Source organism: Pelomonas dachongensis (assembly GCF_043555865.1).
In the GTDB taxonomy this organism is placed as follows: Bacteria; Pseudomonadota; Gammaproteobacteria; order Burkholderiales; family Burkholderiaceae_C; genus Pelomonas; species Pelomonas dachongensis.
In genome coordinates this window covers 1-8,866 of the sequence record NZ_JBIGHY010000024.1, presented here as the reverse complement: position 1 = coordinate 8,866, position 8,866 = coordinate 1, and the positions used below count along the sequence as shown (strand labels likewise).

The following is an 8,866-nucleotide window of genomic DNA, read 5'->3' as shown; positions in this document are numbered from 1 at the left end:
CCTACAACCACCACATCCCGCAACGCTCGCTCGACCACCGCTCACCCGTGCAAGCCCTTCAAGCTTGGCAGGTCGCCAAGCCCCATTTGTTCAAGCGCGCTGTATACAAACAGGCGGGTCTTGACAGGTAGCCACGCGCTGCGCGGAGCTGCCCTTTGATTCCGTCAGATGGGGTTGCTGCGGATGGCCTCAGCAGCTGGAGGTGACATACCTTCGTGAAACAAGTTTTCGGAATTTGCCGTTCTCAGGCATCCGTCAATAAATTCAGGGGATGAGATGAAGGTCACCGACCGCCGCCGCGGCGTGCAACCCATAACGAGCAAAGCCGCTGCGCTTCCAGCCGCACGTTTCTTGAAGTCGGCACCCCTTGCATCGATAAGCGAGAGGACCATCGTCGACGAGCTGTCAGTGTTCGCACTCACGACGAAACGCGCCAACGACCCGTCCAGCAGGTACCGCAAGCAGCAAGAGCAGGCTCGACGCAGGCAAAAGTACATCGCGCGCCGTGCAAGCGAGTTCGCCGGAAACTTGGTCGAAGGCAAGGCCTTCGTAATGCGCGGCTACGACGTCATCGTTAAAGAGGTCATCTTTAGGCTTGCTGCGATTCATGAAGCTGAGCGCGGAGAGCCGCGGCGCGCTGCAGCGCGCTGGTTGATGACTGCTCTCAAAGACGAACGGCTGGAAGACCCACAGACGCGTCGGGGCCTGCTCGAGTTGCTCAGCCGCAAGATCGATGGGCGGGTGCTCACATCTGAAGCAGTAGAGCCTTCGGTCGAACCAAAGCTGATCGATCGCATGAGCCCCTTGGCCCGGGAGTTCGTGCTAAGCCGGAAGGACCTATGCGAGGCTGTGCGAAAGCTTGAACAGCAAACCGTCGCTACTTTTATCTGCAGGACTGTCTCCGGGCTGAAGGTGGAGTCGCTGGAGAGTCTTGCCGGAGTACCGCCTGAAAAGCTCTTGCCGGCGCCCAATGCGGCAAGGGGGCTGACGCAGGCTCTGCAGAAGCACGGTATTGAGATCGCCTTCGAAAGCAAGTCGGAAGTAGTTGCGTTCGGAGCCTTTCATGTACTGGAATCTGCCATCAAGTCCGGGCTGAAGCTCATGGTGCTCTGCGCGAGTGGCGATGAACCGGAGGAACCTCGCGACGATCGCGTCGAAGCGCCTGACATCTACGTGGCACCGGCAGCTGGCCACGTCGTTGAACTGCAAGGCGAGTTGAGCGAATGGGCTGACCATGTCGTGTTCTATCCACCCGCTAGGACGCTGGCAGCGGTTCCCATCAGCTCTACGCCGCCCCAGATTGACCGAAGCCACCACTCTCTTGACCAAAATGGCCTGAGGCAGATGTTGGATTGCCCGCCTCCGGGCACGCCTGATGCCAAGTACACGGGCGCTGGCGTGAAGGTCGCTGTGGTTGATTCCGGCGTCTTTGCGCACCACCCCGCGCTGCTTGCAACCGGCGCCAAGATCTCGGATCTGCCGATGCCTGCGAACTATCCAAAGAGACCCGACTTTGAAGGACACGGCACAGCAATGGCTTGGAACGTGCTGACCTGTGCACCTGGGGCGGAAATTCTTTCTGTTCCAGCGTCCTTCTCAGCGAACGTAGCGTTGAGCGTTGTCAGAGACTCAGATGCTGATGTTGTGGTCTGCAGTTTCTACCTGCCATACGGCCCGTACCTAAGCGTTGCGCAGCGTATCCGGGAGATCACCGCAGCTGGAAAGGTCGTCCTGGCGGCGGCCGGAAACGGGCAGCCCGACTGCTTCCCTGGCTACCTAGAGGACGTCATCTCCGTCGGAGGCGTCTATCAGGACAACCACAATCAGCTACTCGCAAGTCCAATTGCAAGCCGATACGTGCACCCCGGCAGTAAGGGCAATCCGCGACCGGTGCCAGACGTGTGCGGCCCCTGCGGCGACAAACCTCGAGGCGTCTACTTCGCGATGCCCTGTCCTGCCGGTTCGATCATGGACAGGAAGTTTGGAAGCACCAAACCTCCTCACGGCGATGGCCTTGGCATTGCCGACGGATGGTGGGGCGGCAGCGGCACCAGCGGCGCGACCAGCTTGGTTGCCGGCGTTGCTGCATTACTGATAGAAAAAGCAAGGAAATCAAGCGTTTCAGTTTCGATTTCCACCCCTGTCGTCAAGAATATGCTCGCTTCAACGAGCCTGAACGTTACAAACCGAGGCGGATCAGCAACAAATTTGGCACATCCCCCTTGTCTACTGGTGCAAGCGGCTGAGGCCCTCAAGTTACTATCCGGCCCGTGACTACACACGGGGTACGCCCACAGGAGCTGTAGTGCAAGTCGTTGCCACCATCAGGATTGGTTCGAGAGCAACTGGTTCAAATCAGGACGAGTGCTCGGCTGTCGACGAGGCTAAGAGCCTGCTTGAGCGGGAAGGCTTCGTAGTCTTCTTCGTGGGTCACGACACTCTCGACGTCGAAGTGAGCGAGGAAGACTTTCGACGCACGTTTGGTGTCTCAGCGCCTGGTCCTAGAGGGATGTCTTCGAGCGTCTCACCTCGTGACCGCGACCTAAGCAGATTGATTGACCTCGTCGAGGTTTATCCGGTTCCTCAATACGCGATCTAGGCACCTATAGGGTGCCTTCGATTGACGTCCCCTCCTCCCTGAAATAGATTTTGCCGGTCTGGCAAGCGGCTTTCGCTCGCCTCAGCGCCGTGGAAAAGAGCCGTTGGGCCGTCCGGCACTATCAAGCCCTGGGAGGGGTAAATGCCAACTTTGATTCCGGCTGGACCGTACAAGCACCTCACTACGGTCGAAGGGGTTGACTTCCCCTACTACGTCATACCTTTTGATGAAGATGGCGTCTGCGCCGGTCCGCAAACCCTGAAGCATCTACTCGATCACTCTGCGGGCTACTCCGACATCTTCGTTTTCTCGCACGGCTGGAACAACGACTGGACCGCAGCCACAAAGCGCTATGACGACTTCATCCGCGGCTTCCAGGAGATGCGAAAGAGCCTGAAGCTACAGGTCCCGAGCACCTTTCGGCCATTGCTCGTGGGGATCTTTTGGCCGAGCCAGGCGCTCGAATGGTTCGAAAGTGAGACCGGGCCGCAGATGGCCAGCGACGTTCCGGCACCCGCGGCAAGCACAGAGCGGGATTGGGGTGTGCTCCAAGACATCGGTACGCACATCAGCGTCGCTCAGCGCGCTCGGTTCTTCTCTCTTGCCCAGCAGCAGACCTTGAGCGCCGATGAGGCGAAGGAGCTTGCCGAGATGTTGGCCTCAATTTCCGATGGCGGAGAGGACGACATCAGCACAAAAGCGGACCAACAGGCTGGTGATCAACCACCCGCATTGGCAGCACCGACGGCAATGGATCTGTTGTCAGCGGCGGCCGAAATCACCGCAAGCTCGCCAACGGCGGAGCCGGACTACGACACAGTCGGTGTTCAACAAGGCGGCTCTGTTGCTCCGCAGGCCGCGATCAGCCTCGGTGGTCTTTTCAGCGCCTTGGACCCGCGGAACATCCTCAAGCCCTTTACCGTGTGGCAGATGAAAGACCGGGCTGGAAAGGTCGGTCGCAATGGAGTCCGAGAGCTTTTGCGCGGACTTCTATCCCGTACGCAGTCACGGGTTCACCTGCTCGGTCACTCCTACGGCTGCAAGGTGGTCATGACCGCCTTGGCTTCTGTGCCAAGCGGTACCCGAGCGGTTCAATCTGCCGTTCTTTTCCAACCAGCGATATCCCAGTACGCGTTTGCGACTGACATCAAGACCATGCAGAACATGAGGGGCGGACTCCAGCACACCCTGGGGCGTGTGACTGCTCCCGTCATCTGCACCTTCAGCGACAACGACTGGCCGCTAACCAAGCTGTTTCATCTCGCGTTGCGTCGCGAAGGCGACCTTGGCGAGGACCCCAAGGCAGCAGGACTGGCTCCCAGCAAGTACTGCGCGCTTGGTGGTTACGGCCCTCAGGGCACCGCGTCCGACAACGTCACCATTCATGACGAAGGGCAACCGTACACGTTGCCAAAGGGCGGAACGCTCCTTGCGGTCAATGGCACAGGCAGGATCGGTGGCCACGGTGACATCAGCAATCAGGCGACCTGGTGGCTTGCGTATACGGCAGCAACGTCTGCATAGCCTTTCAAGGCAAAGGTCATGGCAGAGCTGCTTAAACGCAAATACGACATCGTCGTCTTGAAGGTTCAACTTCGCCGTCTCAAGTCTGGTGACGAGGAGGTTTCCTTCAAGGTTCAGTACAGCCCACATGGGATCTTCACCGAAGGGCCTGCGAAGGTCTACCCAGCCGAAAGCATCTGCAAAGCAGATCCAAGGGTGGCCGACAGATCGACATCGCCGCAATCATTCTTCCAACTTCCTCAGGACATGCTGGAGGAGCTAGCGTCATGGATGAACGCGGAGTGCGACTACGGGCAGCCGCTGTGGGTTCACCTCGTCAGCCCCTACGGTTTGCTTCGGTTCGTAGCTTGGGAAGAGCAGCTCGGACACGCCTTGGGACGCCCCATCTTGATGCTGCCCGATTTCCTGTTCCGGCAGCCCCGAGAAGCAGCGCGCTCAATCGACATTGTTATCTGCTGTAGCGCGCCCGCGTCCTGGGAGGAGCATCACGTTCAGCGGGCCATTGCCGAAGCCATCTACGCCACCTACGAGATTGAGCGCGACCGCGTGACCGCTCACATCTTTGTCGACCATCCGACCAGGGCGATGGTGGAGCATGCACTCTACGCAGCTCCCCGACCCAGCTTCTCGATCCAGTTCTACTCACCGGTTCCCAGTGTTCTGCCGGTCCAGCTTGATGAACTGTCCTACGCGGAAGACGATCTAAGCCTAAAGACTTCGTGGCTCGACTGGATCAAGCTGAGCTTGAAAGGGAAAAGCGTCGACGTCGTTCATTTCATCTGTCATGGCTACCTTTCGGACAGACGGGGCGGTCTTCAGTTCTCCAAGTACCCCCTCGAGGGCGGCCTATCGAAGAGGGCCACGCCGGTAAACGCTGACGAGGTGACGAACTTCTTAACTCAGCTCGGCGCCTGGTCGACTGTTTTCACCTCTCTGGAAGACAACGTTTCTCCGCTCGGTCTGAGAGCGTTGGCGGATGAGATCGCGCAGACTCGACCCGGGCCCATGATGATGTGCAAACAGGGCAGCACGGGGTTGAACACCCTCGCAGAGGCTTACAGGTTTCTGTTCTCCGCGTACGTGCCAACGCCTCCGCAGTCTCCGGGGCTCTTTATCTACTGCCAGCCGGCACTCGCAGCGCTACCTACCTATCTGAGTGACGTCACTGAGGAGACCACTTCTGTGGACTTCACAAGGAAGTCCTTGGCCAGGAACTCAGAGCAGGAGCGCGTGGCGAACTTAGTTAGCTCCGAATCCTTCTATGAGCCGCTGTACCAAACGGCCGAAGACGTTCCTTTGAACATTGCTGCGACAGAGCGCTTTGCGGAGCAGGTCGAGCTGAGATATCAGAAGTTGGCACGTGACGAAGTCGTCAGTTCAGATTCGACAACTAGCGTAGTCGACACAGTGTTCGAAACGGTGAACAAACTGCGCTCGGCCGTTGCCTCGCTCAACGCAAAGGGGGGGCTCTAAGCGATGAGGACAGTCTTATCTGTCGACACGTATGGAGAGCGCGACCCGGTCACACAGGCCGACAAGCTCATCATCAAGGTCTTGCGATCTCCTGTGCAAGTTGCCGACTCTGGCAGGAGCCTCGACTTCAACTTTGGAACCGCTCATCTTCCTAACTACGGTACAGCTTCCGCGGTAAAGGCGCGAGGCCAGCATTTGCGGGATTCGCTCAATCAGCACCCTGCCATTGCTGAAGTGCTGAAGTTCCTCGACGGCACGCAGCTACCCGATGTCAAGCCGATCTATGTAGTTCTGAACCAGTCGAGTGCCGAGCTGATCGAATGGGAAACTTTGTGGGGCGGGAACGAAGGAAGTTTCGTCGCGCTTGACAGCCGTTGGCCAGTTGGACGGATGGCCGATCCTTCGAGCAGTTTGTACCGCCCGCCGGGGAGGTTCGAGCTGCCGATCAGGGTGATGCTCGTGATCTCGGCTTACGCGATAGCAGACCAGCTTCGGGAGTGGACGGCGTTCGTCGGAAACCTGGCGTCAGCCAGGAAACTCGGCCTCCCGCTGGAAGTCCAAGTTAAGGTCGGGGACGCGGATCTTCGCGATCGCATCCAATCTCAAATTGATGCGGATGGTCTGCGCGAAGTGAATGTGTCGATGCTCGACACGACGCCCGCTCGACTAGCCAAAGCGACGGAGGACTTCAATCCACACGTACTGCACTTCTTCTGCCATGGGCGATCGGATATTTCCGCTCAATCCTTGGAGTTGGCCCATGGTGGGGACTACGCGGATCCGGATGCCACGCGAGGGTCACTAAACCTGATGCGTAAGAACCTTGAGCAACTCGCGACGAGACTCACAAACCCATGGCTTTTGGTCATCAACAGCTGCAATGGCGGCAAGGCGGCGGGCAGCCTCAACTCTCTTGCGCATAGTGCGACCTCCGCAGGCTTCCCGTCAGCAGTTGCGATGCTGGAACCGGTGGACGCCGAGGATGCATACGAATTTACTTCGGCCTTCTACGGAGCACTGTTTACGCTGTTCTCTAAAGCAAAGGCGGATATCAACGCTCATGGCGAAGCAGTCATCGAGTGGGGAGCCGCGATGGCCGAAGCGCGTATTGCCATTCGAGATCTCCACGGCAATGGAACCGAGGACACCAATCGCGAGTGGTCGTTGCCAGCCCTTTACGTTCGTGGAATCGAGCCGTTTGTCCTCCGTGCACCGGCAGGTCCAGTGCCTGCCCCCCACCTGGGTCTTGGCGCTGAGCTCGGTCCGGCAGCACCGGCAGCTGGAGCGCCAGCAGCGGGTCCTATTGCCAAGGATCCAGGACCAGTAGCAGCTCCAGCACCCTCGGCAGATGTGTTGAAGGATGAGGAGCGTACCTACCTCCTCAAGTCGAGGATCGTTGCCGAATGGCTGACCTCCGCAGGTGGAGTACAAACGCGTGAGGAGCAGGCGGCCGTCATCCAAAACGTTCTGGCCGACGTTCCGGCTGAATATTGGCCGGTCCTAGACGAGGCGCCCGCGAATGGGTGACCACATCGAGGAGGTGTGGCCAGAGGAGGTGCTATCCAACGCCTGGCACGGCGAAGCAGCGGTAGGAAAGGTTGCTGACTCCGCTGCCAAGTGGGGTGCGAAGCGCGACACAGAGTTCCCGTCGAGGCCGCTCGCCGCTGAAGAGATTGACTACACCAACTGGAGAGACGGGAGGGTTGGCTGGGGCGTAGTGCTTCCATTCCGGGACGGCTGGTCGCGAGACGATCTGGCTATCGGCGCAGACGCTCCGGAGCCAATTCGTCAACTGATTGCTGCTCGCGATAACGCACCCATATTTCGCTACGTTCCGAGTTTGGGATCCGGGGTTCTGAGGCGCATCCTTCCTGATGGCAAGGAGAGCGATCTTTCGTTCGACGGCGCACGAGGGATCGGGCCGATCGCAGTGCCGTGGTACTTGCTCATCGTGGGGTCTCCAAAAGAGATTCCGTGGGGCGTGCAGTACCAGCTTCAAACCAACGCTTTTGTAGGGCGCCTGGACCTGGACGCCACCGGCCTGGAAAACTACGTCAGTGCGCTCCTCTCCGATTGGGGTGGCTCCGACAGGAACGTGGCCACACCCGTGGTGTGGACGGTAGACAAAGGTCATCCGGACATCACCAGGCTGATGCGCAAGACCATTACGGACCGGATCGTCGACTGCTTCAGGGTCGACAAAGAGTTTGACATCAGCGGCAGCGGCTATCTCACTGATGGCTCTGCCTCAGTCAAAGCTCTTGCCGATGCCCTAGGCGAGCGCAGGCCAGCGTTCGTAGTGACGTCCAGTCACGGATCGACGTCACCTCTGGAGAACGCTGCCGAGATGGCGAAGCAGTTGGGCGGCCTGGTGGACCAACAGGGCGCTGTTCTGGCCAATCCTTCCGCGTATGCGCTTGCGCCTCCCGCTGGTTCCATTTGGTATTCCCATGCGTGCTGCTCTGCCGGGTGCAACGACCGTTCCGCCTTTGACGGCATTTTCGAGGCGGGGTCTACTCTCGACGTGGTACTCAAGGACATCGCAAACATCGGAGCGCTCACGGCCCCACTCCCCCGAGCTCTTCTTGGAGCGAAGCGCCCCATTGGCGCATTCGTTGGCCACGTTGAGCCAACTTTTGACCGTACGCTTCGTTGGCCGAGTACTGGCCAGGTCACCGCTCATGACATTGTCGGAGCGCTCTACAACAAACTCCACTTGGCAAAGCGCCCCCCAATTGGCTACGCCATGAAGACGTATTACCAGGGTGTGGCTGGCCTGCTTCTCCAATACTCGCAAGACCTCGACGCACTGGCAAACCTAGGTAAGAAAGGCCTATCGCGCGCGTTCGACGCGAGGTTTATCGCGCTAGACCGCCTCGCGATGGTTCTGCTAGGAGATCCGACCGTTCGGCTGCCCTTGCCGTCGAACTGACATCAAGCGCGCCGACCTTGCCAACGGAATCGACTCGTTCAGCGGTGCTGCCAACGGTCCATCGAACTCTCCGAGTCCCAAGGCCTTCGCCGCCTCTGGTTTCCACCTAGTCAAGTGTGATGACGCCGGCAGCCCACGTGCATTGGGCCGGTCATAGGATGGCCCAATACCAGGGAGGCAAATCATGAACTCACTCGTCGTCAAGCCTGTCGTGAGCGTCTGGCCGCGCCATCTTGACTGACGACGGTCAGCCTTGTGCTTCGGTTTCGTCAGTGACCACGGTGTCCGAGTAGTAGCGAGCGACGGCCTTGTCCAGCCGTTTGAGCAACGCCGTCAGG

5 protein-coding genes are annotated in these 8,866 nt (G+C 59.0%); all 5 read left to right on the top strand.

Going from position 1 to position 8,866, the window contains the following annotated elements; all coding sequences use genetic code 11:
* Window positions 1-276: 276 nt before the first annotated feature.
* The 5 genes from ACG02S_RS26005 to ACG02S_RS25985 all read left to right on the top strand — a co-directional run bounded on the left by ACG02S_RS26005 (window position 277) and on the right by ACG02S_RS25985 (window position 8,528).
* Window positions 277-2,274 carry a S8 family serine peptidase gene (locus tag ACG02S_RS26005; protein WP_394473411.1) on the top strand — a complete coding sequence of 666 codons (1,998 nt, stop codon included), beginning with the start codon at window positions 277-279 and terminating at the stop codon, window positions 2,272-2,274.
* A gap of 466 nt (window positions 2,275-2,740) precedes the next feature.
* Window positions 2,741-4,123 carry a hypothetical protein gene (locus ACG02S_RS26000; protein WP_394473410.1) on the top strand — a complete coding sequence of 461 codons (1,383 nt, stop codon included), beginning with the start codon at window positions 2,741-2,743 and terminating at the stop codon, window positions 4,121-4,123.
* 18 nt (window positions 4,124-4,141) lie between these two features.
* Complete coding sequence (locus ACG02S_RS25995) at window positions 4,142-5,596, top strand: hypothetical protein (protein WP_394473409.1); 1,455 nt, start codon at window positions 4,142-4,144, stop codon at window positions 5,594-5,596.
* A 3-nt stretch (window positions 5,597-5,599) separates the two neighbouring features.
* Window positions 5,600-7,123 carry a CHAT domain-containing protein gene (locus ACG02S_RS25990; protein ID WP_394473408.1) on the top strand — a complete coding sequence of 508 codons (1,524 nt, stop codon included), beginning with the start codon at window positions 5,600-5,602 and terminating at the stop codon, window positions 7,121-7,123.
* The gene (locus ACG02S_RS25985) at window positions 7,116-8,528 is read left to right on the top strand and encodes a hypothetical protein (RefSeq protein WP_394473407.1); all 1,413 of its coding nucleotides are present in this window, start codon (window positions 7,116-7,118) and stop codon (window positions 8,526-8,528) included. Before ACG02S_RS25990 ends, ACG02S_RS25985 begins: the two co-directional genes overlap by 8 nt.
* Window positions 8,529-8,866: the final 338 nt, after the last annotated feature.